The sequence below is a fragment of the Prauserella flavalba genome (assembly GCF_003202235.1).
GTDB lineage: Bacteria > Actinomycetota > Actinomycetes > Mycobacteriales > Pseudonocardiaceae > Prauserella_A > Prauserella_A flavalba.
Genome location: NZ_MASU01000006.1, coordinates 489,835 through 504,372, shown reverse-complemented (window position 1 = coordinate 504,372; position 14,538 = coordinate 489,835). Strand labels below are relative to the sequence as shown.

Genomic DNA, 14,538 nt, shown 5'->3' with positions numbered 1-14,538 from the left:
TAGTACTGCAACGGCAGTTGGCGGTGTTGTGGTAGATCATCCCGGTGGTGGTCGATGTGGTGATGGATCAGCTGGACCGGGTGCACGAGCGGATCGCGGGCCGGTTCGGACGGTCTGAACCGCGGAATCGGGCTAGGGAGTACGTATCGGGCCTGGTCGCAGGGTTGGAGCGGAAGAACGGCTGGACGCTGGCCGAGCAGGCCGGGGAGGTGTCCCCGGATGGGATGCAGCGGCTGCTGCGCTGGGCGGACTGGGACATCGACGGGGTCCGGGACGACGTTCGCGACTATGTCATCGAGCACCTCGGCGAGCCCGGTGGCGTGCTGATCGTGGACGACACCGGGTTCCTGAAGAAGGGCACGCGCTCGGCCGGGGTGCAGCGGCAGTACTCGGGAACAGCCGGTCGGATCGAGAACTGCCAGATCGGCACGTTTCTTGCCTATGCCTCGTCTCGTGGGCATGCGCTGATCGACCGGGAGCTGTATCTGCCCGAGCCGTGGATCGCCGACCAGGACCGGTGCCGGCGGGCAGCGATCCCGGAGGGCACCGAGTTCGAGACCAAGCCGCGTCAAGCCATGGCGATGCTGGCGCGGGCGTTCGCCGCGAAGGTGCCGTTCGCGTGGATCACTGCTGATGAGGCGTATGGGCAGGTCAAGTACCTGCGGTTGTGGCTGGAAGCCCACGATGCCGCGCACGTGCTGGCCACCAAGGTCAACGACACCCTGGTCACCACCGGCGGTGGCGAGGCCCGAGCCGATGAGCTGATCGCGGAGTTGCCCGCTCGGGCGTGGCGGCGGTTGTCGGTCGGGGCCGGGGCACACGGGCCACGAGAGTATGACTGGGCGCGGGTGCCGATCCGGATCGGCTGGCAGGCCGGGCGCGGGCACTGGCTGCTCGCCCGCCGCTCGCTCTCGGACCCGACCGAGATCGCCTACTACGTCTGCTACGGACCCCGCCGCTCCACCCTGCTGGATCTGGCCTGGATCGCCGGAGCTCGCTGGCGGATCGAGGAGTGCTTCCAGCAAGCCAAGAACGAAGCTGGACTCGATCAATATCAGGTCCGGTCCTGGCGAGCGTGGTATGCCCACATCACCCTGTCGATGCTCGCCCACGCCTGGCTCGCCGTCTCCCGATCCCTCGCCACAAAAGGGGAGCTGACGTCGCTGAGCCGGGCATGATCGGGTTCACGCTACCGGAGATCCGGCGCCTGCTCACCAAGTTGGTCTTGCGTGTCACCGACACCGCTCACCACGTCTGGGCCTGGTCCCGCTGGCGCCGCCGACGACAACACCAAGCCCGGCTCAGCCACTACAAACGCCGCGGCCACCCACTCACCTAACTGCCGTTGCAGTATTAGACCGCGTCTGACAATCCCGTTGCCGGCTGCGCGGGGCCGGCGCGGCGCTCGGTTCGTGCGGGGCGCCCGCGCCCGGGGCATGCGTTGGCGGAAGGCCCGAGTACGCCCGGTACGAGGGCTTCCCTCCGCCTTGCGAGCCACCACGCTGATCCCCGCGCGCACGGCAGAGGATTGTCAGACCCGACCTAGCAGAGTCAGAAGACCGGCAGCAGCAGGCCGCGTTCGCTCTCCGGGCGCGGGCCGTGGATGCGGCGCTCCGCCTCGGTGATCGGGTGGTCGTTGATGCTCGCCTCGCGCCTGCGCATCAGCCCGTCGTCGGTGAACTCCCACAGCTCGTTGCCGTAGCTGCGCCACCACTGCCCCGAGCCGTCGTGGCACTCGTACTGGAACCGCACGGCGATCCGGTTGCCGTGGAAGCCCCACAGCTCCTTGCGCAGGGCGTAGTCCAGCTCGCGTTCCCACTTCTCCCGCAGGAACTCCACGATCTGCGCCCGCCCGACGACGTGGCGGTCGCGGTTGCGCCACACGGAGTCCTCGGTGTAGGCGAGCGCGACGCGCTCGGGGTCGCGCGTGTTCCAAGCGTCCTCGGCGGCCTGGACCTTCTGCGCGGCGGTGGTCTCGTCGAACGGCGGGAACGGGGGACGCGGCATGGGCTCACTCCTCCACGGGAACGAAGGGAGAACGGACGTTCTCCGCTGGCCGTCTACGATAGAGAATGATCGTTCTCCACACCAGGGGTGAGCCCATGAACGCCGACGAGGCCACGACCAGGCTGCTCGACGCCGCCGAGCGGGAGTTCTACGAGCGCGGCATCCAGTCGGTGGGCATGGACGTGATCCGGGCGCGCTCCGGCGTGTCGCTCAAACGCCTGTACCAGTGCTTCCCCTCCAAGGAGACGCTCGTGGAGGCGTACCTGCGGCGGCGGGACGAGCGGTGGCGGCGCTCGCTCGCCGACCACGTCGCGGCGAACGCCCGGTCGGCGCAGGACGCGCCGCTGGCGGTGTTCGACTGGCTGCACGCGTGGTTCGCCGAGCGAGGCTTCCGCGGCTGCGCGTTCATCAACTCCTTCGGCGAGCTGGGCGCGACGTCACCGCGTATCGCCGAGGCCGGCCGGGCGCACAAGGACGCGCTGCGACGGTACCTGCGTGGGCTCACGGCGGCACTCGACGTCGCCGACCCGGACACGCTCGCCGACCAGCTGCTCACCCTCGTCGAAGGGGCGACGGTGATCGCCGCGATGTCCGGCGACCCGGCCGCGGCCCACCCCGCCAAGGCCGCCGCGGCAACCCTGCTGGCCGCGGCCCGGACACCGCAGTGAAGGTGGCCTTCACTGCGGTCGGGGGTCGGCTCAGGAGCGGTAGCGCTGCACGTAGCGGGCGTGGGCCTCGGCCTCGGCGGCCTCCTTGGCGGCGTTGCGGGTCGCGCGGCCAGAGCCGTACCGGTAGCCGTGCTTGACGAGCTTGTGCTCGCAGCTCTCCTCCAGGTAGGCCAGCGAGTAGAAGTAGCCCACCAGGAGCGCCATCAGGCACAGCGAGAGCCGCAGCCCCAGCGGCCCTGGCAGCAGCAGCCACACCGACGCCAGCGGAAGCACCAGCACCGAGCTCCGCGCGGCGCCGCGCAGGAACCAGGTGCGGCCGGTGACGTCGTGCAGCACCCATTCGCGCAGTCGCCCGGGCAGCCTGCCGCCCGCCGCGTACCACAGCCACTGGACGGGATTCGGTCGCGCGCTCGCCATACTTAACAGGCTAATGGTTAGCGTGCTAACTGATAAGGTGAGGCTCGTGACATCGATCGACCTGGGTGACGACCCGCTGGCACTGGACCGGCAGGTCTGCTTCGCGCTGTCCGTCGCCTCGCGCAGCGTCATCGCGATCTACCGGCCGCTGCTGGAGCCCTACGGCCTCACGCACCCGCAGTACCTCGTGCTGCTCGCGCTGTGGGAGCGCTCGCCGCGATCGGTCAGGGACCTCAGCCAGACGCTGCGTTCCGAGCCCGCGACGCTCTCGCCCCTGCTCAAGCGGCTCGAGGCGCTCGGGTACGTCACGCGGCAGCGCAACGCCAGCGACGAGCGCTCGCTCGCCGTCGCCCTCACCGAGCAGGGGCAGGACCTGCGCCAGGAGGCCGAGAAGATCCCCTACCAGGTCGTGGAACGCCTCGGCATGGAACTGTCCGAACTGGAGGCCCTCCACTCGGCCCTCGCCCGGGTACTGGAAGCCACCAAGACCCATTGAACACCCACTGAAGACCCACTGAACGCAGTGAAGGCCACCTTGCCTGCGTTGAACGCAGGCAAGGTGGCCTTCACTGCGGTTGCGGCTACCCGGCCGTGGCGTTGGTCAGGTAGCGCGCGTAGGCGCCCGTGGTGAGGAAGCTCGGCAGCTTCTCGCCAAGGGCCGTCTCGACGAAGATCTCCCGAGCGTCGGCCAGCCGGTTGCCGTCGCCGAGGTCGGCGCGGACCGAGGCCAGTTCCTCGTCGAGCCACTCGGTCACCAGCTCGCGGGTGACCAGCGTGCCGTCGTCGAGCTTCGTGCCGTTGCGGATCCACTGCCACACCTGGCAGCGGGCGATCTCCGCGGTGGCGGCGTCCTCCATGAGGTCGAAGATCGCCGCCGCACCGGTGCCCCGCAGCCACGCGTCGACGTAGCGCAGCGCGACGTTGATGTTGGCCCGCAGGCCCTGCTCGGTCACCTCGCCGCCGGCGCCGGCCACGTTGAGCAGGTCCTCCTCGGTGATCTCGACGTCCTCACGCAGCCTGCCGAGCTGGTTCGGCCAGCCGCCGAGCACGTCGTCGAAGACCTCGCGGCACACCGGGACCAGGCCGGGGTGGGCGACCCACGAGCCGTCGAAGCCGTCACCGGCCTCGCGTTCCTTGTCCTGGCGCACCTTCTCCAGCGCGGTCGCGTTCACCTCCGGGTCGCGGCTCGGGATGAACGCCGCCATGCCGCCGATCGCGTGCGCACCGCGCTTGTGGCACGTCCGCACCAGCAGCTCGGTGTAGGCCCGCATGAACGGCACGGTCATCGTCACCTGGGCGCGGTCGGGCAGCACGTAGTCCTGCCCCGCCGTGCCGAAGGTCTTGATGAGGCTGAAGATGTAGTCCCACCGGCCCGCGTTGAGCCCCGCCGCGTGCTCGCGCAGCTCGTACAGGATCTCGTCCATCTCGAACGCCGCGGTGATCGTCTCGATCAGCACGGTCGCCCTGATGGTGCCCCTCGGCAGGCCCAGCTCCCGCTGCGCGAGGCGGAACACGTCGTTCCACAGCCGCGCCTCGAGGTGGCTCTCCAGCTTGGGCAGGTAGAAGTACGGTCCGCTGCCCTTGGCCACGAGCCGCCGGGCGTTGTGGAAGAAGAAGAGACCGAAGTCGACGAGGCTGGCCGACACGGGACGGCCGTCGATCCGGAGGTGCTTCTCCACCAGGTGCCAGCCACGCGGCCGGGCGACGATCGTCGCCGGGTCGTCCCCGACCGCGTAGCGCTTGCCCTTGTCGGTGAAGTCGATGTTGCGCCGGATCGCGTCGTACAGGTTGAGCTGACCGCCCACCACGTTGCTCCACGTCGGCGAGGTGGCGTCCTCGAAATCGGCGAGCCACACCTTCGCGCCCGAGTTCAGCGCGTTGACCGTCATCTTGCGGTCGGTGGGCCCGGTGATCTCGACGCGCCGGTCCTCCAGCCCCGGGGCGGGAGCCGCCACCTGCCAGGAGTCGTCGCCGCGGATCCAGCGCGTCTCGGGGAGGAAGCCGAGCTTCTCCTCACCCGAGGCGATCCGGTCCCGCCTGCGCCGCCTGGCGTCGAGCAGCTCACGCCGACGGCCCGCGAACGCGTTGTCCAGCTTCGCCACGAACTCCAGCGCCGCCGGGGTGAGGATCTCGTCGAACCGGTCACCGGCGGGCCCGGTGACCTCGAGCCGGTAGTTGAGCGTGTCAGCCATCTCGTCGTCCCTTCTGAAAGGGGTGCTCTCCTAGAACTGGGCCTCTTCGGTGGAACCGGTGAGCGCGGTGGTCGAGCTCTCCGGGTTGAGCGCCGTGCTGACCTGGTCGAACCAGCCGGTGCCGACCTCGCGCTGGTGCTTGGTGGCGGTGTAGCCGCGCTCCTCGGCGGCGAACTCGCGCTCCTGCAGGTCGACGTAGGCGGTCATGCCGTCGGAGGCGTAGCCCTTGGCGAGGTCGAACATCGAGTAGTTCAGGGCGTGGAAGCCGGCCAGGGTGATGAACTGGAACTTGTAGCCCATGTGGCCGAGCTCGCGCTGGAACTTCGCGATGGTCGCGTCGTCGAGGTGCTTCTTCCAGTTGAACGACGGCGAGCAGTTGTAGGCCAGCATCTGGTCCGGGTACTTCGCCTTGATGGCCTCGGCGTACTGGCGGGCGACCTCGAGGTCGGGCTCGGAAGTCTCCATCCAGAGCAGGTCGGCGTACTCGGCGTAGGCGAGGCCGCGGTCGATGCACGGCTCGATGCCGTTGCGCACCTTGTAGAAGCCCTCCGACGTGCGCTCGCCGGTGATGTACTTCTGGTCGCGCTCGTCCACGTCGCTGGTGATCAGCGTCGCGGCCTGCGCGTCGGTGCGGGCGACGACGAGGCTCGGCACGTTCAGCACGTCGGCCGCGAGGCGCGCGGCGTTGAGGGTGCGCTCGTGCTGCTTGGTCGGGATGAGCACCTTGCCGCCGAGGTGGCCGCACTTCTTCTCCGACGCGAGCTGGTCCTCCCAGTGCACGCCGGCGGCTCCCGCGGCGATCATGCCCTTCATCAGCTCGAACGCGTTGAGCGGGCCACCGAAGCCGGCCTCGGCGTCGGCCACGATCGGGGCGAACCAGTCGATGTCGGTGTTGCCCTCGGCCCAGGTGATCTGGTCGGCGCGGCCCAGCGCGTTGTTGATGCGGCGGACGACGGCGGGCACCGAGTTGGCCGGGTACAGGCTCTGGTCGGGGTAGGTCTGGCCCGCCAGGTTGGCGTCGGCCGCCACCTGCCAGCCGGAGAGGTAGATCGCCTTGAGGCCGGCGCGCACCTGCTGCACGGCCTGGTTACCGGTCAGCGCACCCAGCGAGTGCACGTAGTCCTCGGTGTGCAGCAGCTTCCACAGCTTCTCGGCGCCGCGCCGGGCCAGCGTGTGCTCCTCGACGACGCTGCCACGCAGCTTCACCACGTCCGCCGCGGTGTAGGAGCGCTTCACGCCCTTCCAGCGCGGGTCGGTCTCCCACTGCTTCGCCAGCTCCGCGGCGGCCTGCTCGAGGTTCTGAACCATTGGACGTCTCCACCTTTGCAAACTTTGCGATTGCCTCGCTGTCCGTCTGACCATGACATGTGCTGCGGAAACGACGCCACAGCTCCAATTTGCCAAATTTTGCGAAATCTCCGTAGCATGTTGCGAAGGTTGCGAAGCGCCGCTTCGCACGTCACAGAAAAGTTGGGGACTGAACCGGTTCCTTGATCGGTACGGGCCGGAAGATCTCCGAGGAGAAGGCCGATGGTGGACAAGACTTTCGCCGGCGCGAAGCTGCGGCATCTGCGCGAGAGCCGCTCGATGAGCCAGGCCGACCTGGCGAGGCTGCTGGAGATCAGCCCCAGCTACCTCAACCAGATCGAGCACAACACCCGCCCCTTGACCGTTCCAGTGCTGCTGCGGATCACCGAGGCGTTCGGCGTCGACACCGAGTTCTTCGCCAACAACGACACCGCGAGGCTCGTCGCCGACGCGCGCGAGGCCCTGCTCGACGAGGCGATCGGGCTGGAGGCGACCACGAGTGAGCTCAACGAGCTCGCCACCAACCTGCCCACGATCGCGCAGGCACTGGTGAAACTGCACCGCTCCTACCGCAACGCCGTGGAGACCACGGCCGCGCTGGTCGCCGAGAACGGCACCGGCCTGCACGGCAGCGCCGCCGCGGCGCTGCCGCACGAGGAGGTCCGCGACTTCTTCTACGAGCGGGAGAACTACGTCGCCGAGCTCGACGAGCGGGCTGAGGCGATGTCGGCCGAGATGGGGCTGCGCCGCGGCGACGTGCACCGCGTGCTGCTCGACCGGCTCACCGGCCACTACGGCGTGACGGTGACCAGCGAGGGCATCGACGAGGCGGCGGGCCAGCAGCACCGGTACGAGCCGGACGCCCGGATCCTGCGGCTCGCGCCGAGCCTGCGCATCGGGCAGCGCGCGTTCCGCATGGCCTCGCAGATCGCGCTGCTGGAGTACGACGACCTGATCACCGAGCTCGCCGACTCGTGGGCGTTCTCCGGACCGGCCGCCCGCTCACTGGCGAGGGTCGGGCTCGCGAACTACTTCGCGGGCGCGCTGATCCTGCCCTACGGCCCGTTCCTGTCCACGGCGGAGAAGTACCGCTACGACATCGAGCGGCTGTGCGACCACTTCGGAGTCGGTTTCGAGACGGTGTGCCACCGGCTCTCCACGCTGCAGCGGCCGAAGGCGCGCGGCGTGCCGTTCTCGTTCGTGCGCGTCGACCGGGCGGGCAACATGTCGAAGCGGCAGTCGGCGGCCGGTTTCCACTTCTCCCGCGTCGGCGGCGCGTGCCCGCTGTGGTGCATCTACGAGGCGTTCACCTCACCCGGCAAGATCATCACCCAGATCGCGACGCTGCCCGACGGCAAGAGCTACTTCTGGATCGCGCGCACGATCGCCCGCAACATCGGCGGCTACGGCAGCCCCGGCAAGATGTTCAGCGTCGGCCTCGGCTGCGAGCTGCGGCACGCGCGGCGGCTCATCTACTCGACCGGCCTCGACCTCGACGACCGGGCGGCCGCGACCCCCATCGGCATGGGCTGCAAGGTGTGCGACCGCCCTGCCTGCCCGCAGCGGGCGTTCCCGACCATCGGCAAGCAGCTCACCGTGGACGAGAACACGAGCACGTTCGTGCCCTACCCCGCCGTCCCGAAGGCGGCCGACACCTGACGGACCTTGCCGGTCAGCCGAGCTGCTCGGCCAGCGCGACGACGATGCCGGCGGGGCCACGCAGGTAGGCGAGCCGATGGCTGTCGCCGTACCGCACCACCTCGCCGACGAGTGCGGCGCCGTGCGGCTTCAGGCGTTCGATGACGTCCTCGATGTCGTGGACGGCGAACATGATGCGGTGCAGGCCCAGCGCGTTCACCGGGGCGGGCTGGTCGGCACCCGGGCTCACCGGCGTGTGATATTTGGTCAGCTCGATCCGTCCGGGCGCGTCCGGGAGACGCATCATCGCGATGTCGGTTCGCACTCCGTCGAGACTGATGAGGCGGTCCACCAGGCCGCCCTCCAGCGTCGCCTCGCCCTCCAGCTCCATGCCGAGTTCGGTGAAGAACGCCGTGGCCGCGGCGAGGTCGTCGACGACGATGGCGATGTTGTCCATCCGCTGGAGCGAGCCGCGCTGCTCGGTGTGGGTCATGGTGTCTCGTGTCTCCTGCCGGGATCCGTGGCGATGCGGTCGGGCGCGCCGGCGCTCCCGCTGATCGCGGACCCCAGCGACGACACCATCGTGCCGCCCGGCATCGCAGAGCACCACCGACCGCAGAGGAGTTAGGGCTCCAGGACCTGGAGGCTCCGTCGCTCGGCGGCGTCACCGATGCTGGGGCCGCGCGGCGGGATGGTGTCGTAGACGGCCGGGTCGAGGTTCTCCACCTGGCCGCTCGCGATCGACGACAGCATGCCGTCGAGTCCGATGTAGACGGCCTGGGTCAGCTGCGCCCGGTATTTCTGGCCCAGCGTCTGCGTCTGCCCGCGCACCTCGAACAGCACCGCGCCGCTGCCGTTGAGGGCGAACGAGCCGAGCCCCGTGCCGGGGAGGTTGGTGTCCTGCGGGTACAGCGTGATGTTGCCGAAGAGCGGGTTGTTGTTGGCCCGGCCCTGCAGTGCGTTGTAGACGGCGACGTTGAGCTGCTTCGAGTAGTCCAGGTCGTAGGTGTCGGCGTACTCCTCGTAGCCCGGGGTGGTGGCCGGGTCGTCGACGAACTTGCCGGAGATCGACAGGGTGACGAAGCGGCCCGGGTCGTCCGGCATCACGTAGCAGGCGCCCTGGTGGTGCAGGTCGACGTAGGTGTCCACCTCACCGAACTCCGCGACGAGGCCCTTGTAGACGTCACGGACGATGCGCGACTCGGGCGTGATGTACCAGCCGGTGTCGGCCGACGTACCGGGGAAGTCCTCCGCCTTCGGCTCGTAGGACAGATCGGGGTTGTAGTCGCGGTTGACGTCGAAACCGGGCCGCTGCGCGTAGTCGTCGCCCTGGCGCGGGGTGGTGTAGTAGTTCCACGCGGGCTCGCTGCCGCGCAGCTGCGGGAACCGGGCGGTGACCTCGTCCCACGTCATGTCGTTGCCGCGGCGGTCGAGCTCGGCGCCGTCGGGGTTCATCTTCGGGATCGCGACCACGGTCACCTCGGACCGCCAGCGCTCGGCCTTGGGGGAGTCGCTGGTGCCGAGGAAGTCGAGCAGGCGCAGGATCGCGTCGGTGCCGGTCTTCTCGTTGCCGTGGATCTCGCTGGTGATCAGCACGGCCTTGGGCCCGGTGCCGACCCGCGCGGCCCAGACCTCCCGGCCGCGGTTGCTGCGGCCCACCTCGGTCACGTCCACCGCGCCGCCACTGACCCGCTCGATGCGGGAGAGCTCGACGCCCAGCTCGCGGTGGTCGGTGAACTCGTGCACGGGCAGGTCGCGCGGCTCGTCGCTGCACTGCCCGGCCGCGGGGGCTCCCGGGGCGACGGGCTGCGCGAGGGCGGGCGTGGTCGCGGTGACGAGCGCGAGCACGGTGGCGCCGGTGACGGCGGCCAGGAGGGAACGTCTGGGCACGGCAACTCCTCAGGCTCTGCAAGGAACCCGCGCCGGAGCGCGGGTTTGTCGGCTGTGGTGTTGCGGTGACGCCACCGTGATAGTTAGTTATAGCGGCTAACTACTACGGCGGAAAGTCCCCCATGCCGGATCCGTGCGATCCTCACCCCTCGCCGAGGGTTTTCTGCAGCGCCTTGTTCGCCTTGCGCGCCATGTCCTTGACGGCCTCGCGCCGTTCGGCGTCGGCCTCGTAGTCGGCCTTGCGGTCGCGCACGACCCGCGCGGGCGAGCCCACCGCGATCGCGTAGTCCGGGATGTCGCCCCGCACCACCGCGTGCGCGCCGAGTACGCAGCCGCGGCCGACGCGCGTGCCCTTGAGCACCGAGACCTTCGTGCCGATCCAGGTGTCCGGGCCGATCCGCACCGGCGACTTGACGATGCCCTGGTCCTTGATCGGCAGGTTGATGTCGGCCGTCACGTGGTCGAAGTCGCAGATGTAGACCCAGTCGGCCACGAGCGTCGCGGCGCCGAGCTCGATGTCGAGGTAGCCGTTGACGACGTTCTGCCTGCCGAACACGGTCTTGTCGCCGATGCGCAGCGAGCCCTCGTGACAGCGGATGGCGTTGCCGTCGCCGATGTGCACCCAGCGGCCGATCTCCATCCGCCCGTAGCCGGGACGGCAGTGGATCTCCACGTTCTTGCCGAGGAAGACCATGCCGCGCAGCACGATGTGCGGGTTGGCGATCCGGAACTTCAGCAGGCGCCAGTAGCGCACGAGGTACCACGGCGTGAAGGCGCGGTTGCGCACGATCCAGCGCAGCGAGTCGGTGGTCAGGAACTTCGCCTGCCGGGGGTCCCTGCGCCCCCGCCGCCAGGCCTGCACCCGCGAGAGCACCGGCGATCCCCACATGGACGTCATGGGGTGACCGTAACCTGTGGGTGGTAGCGCCGAGTTCGAGGAGTGACCTTGGGAACCAAGCTGATCATCGACACCGATCCCGGCGTCGACGACGCTTTCGCGATCGCGCTGGCGGCGCTGTCCGACGACGTGGACCTGCTCGGCGTCACCACGGTGTTCGGCAACGTCCCGCTCACCGCCACCACCCGCAACGCCCGGCGGGTGCTCGCGCTCTGCAAGCGCGACGACGTGCCCGTCGCCGCGGGCGCCGCGCGGCCGCTGGTGCACCCGCAGCCGAGGGAGGCCCGCCCGGTGCACGGCAGCGACGGGCTCTCGGGCCGCTCCGCCGCGCTGCCCGAGCCGGCCCGCGAGCTGGAGCCCACCGACGCAGTGACGCTGCTCGCCTCGCTGCTGGAAGCCGCCGACGAGCCCGTGACCATCGCCCCGATCGGTCCGCTGACGAACATCGCGGCGCTGCTCGCGGCGCACCCAGCCCTTGCGGACAGGATCGGCAGGCTCGTGATCATGGGCGGCGGGCTGGCCGGCGGCAACACCACGGCGGCGGCGGAGTTCAACGTCTGGAGCGACCCCGAGGCGGCGCACCGCGTGCTCGCGGGCGGCGAGGTGCCGTGCACGCTCGTGCCACTGGATCTGACCCACCGCTGCGCTGTCGACGCCGCCTGGCTCGGCAGGCTCGCGGCGTCCGGCCCGGTCGGCGCGGCGCTCGACGCGCTGACCCCCGACTACCTCGCCCACTACAGCAGGACGCTCGGCTTCGAGGGCATCGTCGTGCACGACGCGGTGGCGGTCGCCGAGGCGATCCGGCCCGGCATCCTGCGCACGGTGCCGGCGCCGGTGCGGGTGGAGTGCTCGGCGGGCCCCGGCCGGGGCGCCACGATCGCCGACCGGCGCCCGCAGGCGCAGAAGGCTGACACCGACGGGCTCACGGGAGGGCCGTTCACCCAGGTCGCGGTGGATACCGACCTCGAAGGGCTGCGGGAGTTCCTGCTCGGCAGGCTCGCCGGGCGCCCGGCGTGAGGGCCGCGCTCACCGGGACGCAACCTCGGCTCCCTATTCTGAAGCCATGACGTTGGGGGACGAACCCACCACGGACCAGGACGAGGCTCCGAAGCCCCGTCCCCGAAGGCGGACGCTCATCGTGGCGCTCGTGGCGGCCGTGGTGGCGGCGGGAACGCTGGTGGTCACGCTGCGGCTGACGCCGGGCGACGACGACGTGACGACGGCGGCCTCGGCGGGCCGGGCAGGCACGGCGGGCACCACGAGCACCCCGGGCGGCACCACCCCGGCCTCCACCACCTCGGCACCGCCCACGCCCAGCCACAGCGCGGTGCCTCAGGAGACGGGCCCGCGCTTCGAGGCGTGGGTCGACGACGTGGCCGACTGGCTCGGCATCCCGAGGCGGGCAATGTACGCGTACGCCTCGGCCACCGTGCGGCTCGGCGAGGAGCAGCCAGGCTGCGACCTGTCGTGGGTGACGCTCGCCGGCATCGGCAGCACCACCACCGACCACGGCAGGGCCGGCGGCGGCGAGATCGGCCCCGACGGCACCATGTCGCGGCCGGTCGGCACGATCGAGCTGCGGGACTTCTCCGGCGAGGTCATCTCCGTCGACGGCGCCGCGGGCCCGCTGCAGCTGTCCCCCGCGCTGTGGGACCGCTACCGGGTCAGCGCCTCCGGCGAGGAACCCGACGTCCAGGACGTCGACGACGCCGCACTGGCGGCGGCCCGGGCGCTGTGCGACGGCGGGCGCAACCTCGGCAACGGCCGGCAGTGGCTGGAGGGCGTGTCGGCCATCCACGACGCACCGCTGTTCCTGCACCGCGTGCTGGCGACCGCGAACGTCTACGGCACCGTCGGCATGGCGGGAACGCCGCCGAACCGCGCCGCGCTCACGGCGGTGACCTTCGCGATCGACAAGATCGGCCTGCCGTACGAGTGGGGCGGCAACGGCCAGGAGAAGGGCGATGTCGGCTTCGACTGCTCCGGGCTCACCACGGCGGCCTACGCCTCGGCCGGGGTGACGCTGCAGCGCACCGCGCACTGGCAGTACAACAGCGTCCCCCTCGTGCCAGCGGGCGAGGAGCCGCGGCTCGGCGACCTGATCTTCTACGGCGACCCGGCGACGAAGATCCACCACGTCGGCATCTACATCGGCAACCAGCAGATGATCGACGCCCCGACGTTCGGCCAGGCCGTGCAGGTGCACAACTACCGCGAGCCCGGCGACAGTTTCGCGGGCGCGGGCAGGCCCACCGCGTGAGCGGACCGCCCTAGTCCGTCGGCGGGTGACGTCGAGGGCACGTCGGCGTTCCTGTCCTCGGCGCTCGGCTGGGAGTTCACCGACGGCCGGCTCGGGCGGGTACCGGATCGGCGGCGTGAACGATCTCGCGAACCCCGTCTACCCGCCCGGCATCCCGCCCCACGTGGCCTACTACCTGCCGTGGACGACGCCGGCGTGCGGACGAGGCGGGCGATCGCGCGCGGCGCCACGGTGGTGGAGCCGGCCGACATCGGAGCACAGGGCCGGCTGGCGACGCTGGCCCTGCGCCGCGTGCCCGCCACGGTGAGCACGATCTGCTTGGCCCCGCGGTCGGCCGGGTGCGGCCGCGTCAGGCTCAGCTTCCCTTGCGGAAGTACTCCACCAGCCGCGCGTAGCTGTCGTCACCGTGCCCGTCGGCGACGGCGCGGCGGACCAGGTCGAGCGTCCTGGCGGGCAGGTCGTCGTCGACCCCGGCCGCCCGGCTCTCCCGCACCAGGTCCTCCACCGACGGCAGGTGGTGACGCAGGCCGCCGAACTCGAGCGCGTACTCGCGGCGGTCCACCTCGCTCGCGATCGAGGGCAGCAGCGACAGCAGTGCCGACATCGACGAGTCCGCGGCCTCCAGGAAACGTGTCAGCTCGATCCCCTCGCCCGAGAGCAACGCCGCCGCATGCAGGAAACCGTTGAGCGCGCCCCACATCGTGCCGTGCACGGCCATGCCGTACAGCGTCGGCGCACCCGCGTCGGCGGAGACCAGGATTCCCCTGCCGCCCAGCAGCTCCAGCGCCGCGTGGTGCCGGTCGTGGACCTCGCGGGAGCCGCCGTAGAACACCGTGGCGTCCGGGTGCCCGACACCGGGGGCGATCGTCATGAGCTGCCCGTGCAGGTACGCCGCGCCCCGCTCGCTCGCCCACCGCGCGATCGCGCGGGCCTCGGCCGACGTCCCGTCGGTCAGGTTCAGCACGGCGCGGCCGGCGAGCGCGTCGCCCGCCTGCTCCAGCACCTCGCGGGCAGCGGTGTCGCCCTGCACGCTCACGACCACGAGCGGGCTCGCCAGCACCGCCTCCCGCACGGTTTCCGCGACCGTGGCCCCGTGTGCGGCGAGCGCGTCGGCTCTCGCACGGCCGCGGTTCCATCCGGTCACGGGATGGCCCCCGGCGAGGAACGCGCGCGCGAGCGCGGCGCCCATCTCGCCGAGGCCGAGCACGGTGACCGATTCCCTTGTCGTGGTAGTCATTCCACGACGGTAGAAGCTCGACC

14 protein-coding genes are annotated in these 14,538 nt (G+C 70.6%); 6 read left to right on the top strand and 8 right to left on the bottom strand.

Features of this window, described 5'->3' with window-relative positions; translation table 11 throughout:
* Positions 1-44 precede the first annotated feature (44 nt).
* Positions 45-1,178 (top strand): IS701 family transposase, encoded by a 1,134-nt coding sequence (locus BA062_RS18445; protein ID WP_110337431.1) that lies wholly within the window; start codon positions 45-47, stop codon positions 1,176-1,178.
* A 373-nt stretch (positions 1,179-1,551) separates the two neighbouring features.
* Here BA062_RS18445 and BA062_RS18440 read toward each other — a convergent pair whose 3' ends face one another.
* Positions 1,552-2,007: a nuclear transport factor 2 family protein gene (locus BA062_RS18440; RefSeq protein WP_110338262.1), complete on the bottom strand. Its 456-nt coding sequence runs from the start codon at positions 2,005-2,007 to the stop codon at positions 1,552-1,554.
* Between the two features lie 95 nt (positions 2,008-2,102).
* Between BA062_RS18440 and BA062_RS18435 the strand changes: the two genes are divergently transcribed.
* Complete coding sequence (locus tag BA062_RS18435; RefSeq protein ID WP_110338260.1) at positions 2,103-2,675, top strand: TetR/AcrR family transcriptional regulator; 573 nt, start codon at positions 2,103-2,105, stop codon at positions 2,673-2,675.
* A gap of 30 nt (positions 2,676-2,705) precedes the next feature.
* Here the strand turns inward: BA062_RS18435 and BA062_RS18430 are convergent, their stop codons facing one another.
* Entirely contained in the window at positions 2,706-3,092 is a 387-nt protein-coding gene (locus tag BA062_RS18430; protein WP_110338258.1) for a DUF5313 family protein, read from the bottom strand.
* A 46-nt stretch (positions 3,093-3,138) separates the two neighbouring features.
* Here BA062_RS18430 and BA062_RS18425 point away from each other — a divergent pair, with 46 nt between their 5' ends.
* A complete protein-coding gene (locus tag BA062_RS18425) occupies positions 3,139-3,588 on the top strand; it encodes a MarR family winged helix-turn-helix transcriptional regulator (RefSeq protein ID WP_391361564.1) in 450 nt (149 codons plus the stop codon).
* Between the two features lie 85 nt (positions 3,589-3,673).
* On the opposite strand, the gene aceB is transcribed toward BA062_RS18425, so the two are convergent.
* Positions 3,674-5,284 (bottom strand): malate synthase A, encoded by a 1,611-nt coding sequence (gene aceB / locus BA062_RS18420; RefSeq protein ID WP_110338254.1) that lies wholly within the window; start codon positions 5,282-5,284, stop codon positions 3,674-3,676.
* Positions 5,285-5,314: 30 nt separating this feature from the next.
* Entirely contained in the window at positions 5,315-6,592 is a 1,278-nt protein-coding gene (aceA, locus tag BA062_RS18415) for an isocitrate lyase (protein ID WP_110338252.1), read from the bottom strand.
* 225 nt (positions 6,593-6,817) lie between these two features.
* Between aceA and BA062_RS18410 the strand changes: the two genes are divergently transcribed.
* Positions 6,818-8,251 carry a short-chain fatty acyl-CoA regulator family protein gene (locus BA062_RS18410; protein WP_110338383.1) on the top strand — a complete coding sequence of 478 codons (1,434 nt, stop codon included), beginning with the start codon at positions 6,818-6,820 and terminating at the stop codon, positions 8,249-8,251.
* A 13-nt stretch (positions 8,252-8,264) separates the two neighbouring features.
* Here BA062_RS18410 and BA062_RS18405 read toward each other — a convergent pair whose 3' ends face one another.
* The 3 genes from BA062_RS18405 to BA062_RS18395 form a co-directional block, all read right to left on the bottom strand.
* Positions 8,265-8,723, bottom strand: a complete 459-nt coding sequence (locus BA062_RS18405) for a VOC family protein (protein WP_110338250.1) — start codon at positions 8,721-8,723, stop codon at positions 8,265-8,267.
* A gap of 131 nt (positions 8,724-8,854) precedes the next feature.
* Positions 8,855-10,120, bottom strand: coding sequence for a M14 family zinc carboxypeptidase (locus BA062_RS18400; RefSeq protein ID WP_245959881.1), 1,266 nt, complete (start codon positions 10,118-10,120; stop codon positions 8,855-8,857).
* Positions 10,121-10,262: 142 nt separating this feature from the next.
* Positions 10,263-11,018: an acyltransferase gene (locus BA062_RS18395; RefSeq protein WP_110338248.1), complete on the bottom strand. Its 756-nt coding sequence runs from the start codon at positions 11,016-11,018 to the stop codon at positions 10,263-10,265.
* Positions 11,019-11,066: 48 nt separating this feature from the next.
* Between BA062_RS18395 and BA062_RS18390 the strand changes: the two genes are divergently transcribed.
* Positions 11,067-12,035, top strand: a complete 969-nt coding sequence (locus BA062_RS18390; protein WP_110338246.1) for a nucleoside hydrolase — start codon at positions 11,067-11,069, stop codon at positions 12,033-12,035.
* Positions 12,036-12,081: 46 nt separating this feature from the next.
* Positions 12,082-13,278: a C40 family peptidase gene (locus BA062_RS18385; protein ID WP_110338244.1), complete on the top strand. Its 1,197-nt coding sequence runs from the start codon at positions 12,082-12,084 to the stop codon at positions 13,276-13,278.
* A gap of 355 nt (positions 13,279-13,633) precedes the next feature.
* Here the strand turns inward: BA062_RS18385 and BA062_RS18380 are convergent, their stop codons facing one another.
* Positions 13,634-14,515: an NAD(P)-dependent oxidoreductase gene (locus BA062_RS18380; protein ID WP_110338242.1), complete on the bottom strand. Its 882-nt coding sequence runs from the start codon at positions 14,513-14,515 to the stop codon at positions 13,634-13,636.
* Positions 14,516-14,538 lie beyond the last annotated feature (23 nt).